The sequence below is a fragment of the Mucilaginibacter sp. P4_E8 genome (genome assembly GCF_056401495.1).
Genome location: NZ_JBFUJG010000368.1, coordinates 1 through 1,525, shown reverse-complemented (window position 1 = coordinate 1,525; position 1,525 = coordinate 1). Strand labels below are relative to the sequence as shown.

Below are 1,525 nucleotides of genomic sequence, written 5' to 3'. Positions count from 1 at the left end.
GTTTTTAAACGACTCATCTCTATCGAATAATTCACGCATTGATAGAACCAATAGCTTTTTTTCATCTGAATAATCAGAACCCATTTGATCCAAAATATAATCTGTTGTTGTTTCTTTCAGATATATACTTAACCCAGATTGTCCAAAAACATCTTTTGGAATGACTGATAAATCAAACTTGTTTTTGACTTTCAATCTTACGAGTTGATCACTAAAAAGCTCCCAAGATTTTTCCTGCGAATTATTATATAGCCAGAGGTTGACGGCGTTATAATCATTGCCGGCGCTTGGTAAGTCCATACCAGCCTCGAAAATGTCGATAATTGGAATAGATGTGAGTTTAAATATAAAACCCTGATATCTACTGCGAAAGTATCTGATTAATTTCTTTTGCAGTTCGTCCGGTGCAAGTTCTAATTCATCAAAACACAGAGCCCATTTAAATGGTTTACCTATGCTTTTAAATATAATGTTGTCGTCCTCACCAAAAAAATGTTCAAAAGATTTACTGAGGGATAATAGAACATCCATAAAGTCTTCACTATAATATCTTGGTAGGTCATTTGCATTAATCTCTACACCGTCCTGAATTTTAGTAATAATTGAGTTAACGTGTATGCGCCTTTCGTTCACCTCCTGTTCCACTGAATAAAGAGAAGGCAATGTCTCCGTTGGCAACTTCAATATTTTAATTAAATCAAGATTGAAATCTATGATATTACTATTTAACAATTCTTTACTTATCAGCCCTATTAATGACGAAAAAGTATTCAAAATGGAATTGTAAACATTTGTATTGATAAGAGCCCTTAATAAAGTATCAATTAACGTTTTCTCAGTGTTCAGTTTATTCTTTAAATTTTCAATTTCTAATTTCCATTGCACATCTGTTGGGATATAGATAGCAAAGAAGGGCACTTTGGAATGCATATCTTGACCGAATACCTTGTGGAATTCAATTTGAGCATCAACAGTCAGCATTTTTAATAACGTGGTTTTTCCACAGCCGCGAGGCCCAAGTAATATGCTATTACAATTCCTTGTAATTTCGATAAATTGTGGATGAATAATAAAGCTACTGGCCACTTGTTTTGTAGACAGATTTCTAGCGTTAAACCCATCGAATAAAGTTGCAAATTCACTCATCGTCTTTTCATTAATTCTATTATCTGGTTTTTATCCTTAATAGTGACAATTTTATAATCAGACTGTAAGATTTCCGTTATTTTTACCTGTTCAGCAGGTAAATAGCAATTGAAGTCTGGAAATATGGCAATGAAGTCCTCATAGGGGAAATAATTAATACTATGAGTAGACATATGTGTCTCAACAGATTTGGAGAAATCCGTTATACTTAAATTTGCACCGAAACCGAATAGGTGGTCAAGTTTGCCGCTTGAAGCTTTATACCATCCGATCATATTAGTAAACTCATAATTTTCAAAATAGCCTTTGACTTGGTTCGGATATAGCGTCAAGACATGAAAATAATTTTGAGAATTTGTTTCTTGAAGATTTTCTAATG

General features: G+C 33.2%; 2 protein-coding genes. Both read right to left on the bottom strand.

Going from position 1 to position 1,525, the window contains the following annotated elements; all coding sequences use genetic code 11:
• Positions 1-1,146, bottom strand: a 1,146-nt coding sequence (locus tag AC1DRQ_RS31440) for an ATP-binding cassette domain-containing protein (RefSeq protein WP_477430055.1), incomplete at its 3' end; no start/stop codon positions are given.
• Positions 1,143-1,525: hypothetical protein (locus tag AC1DRQ_RS31435; RefSeq protein ID WP_477430053.1), on the bottom strand; the 383-nt coding region annotated here is incomplete at its 5' end. The genes AC1DRQ_RS31440 and AC1DRQ_RS31435, both read right to left, overlap by 4 nt.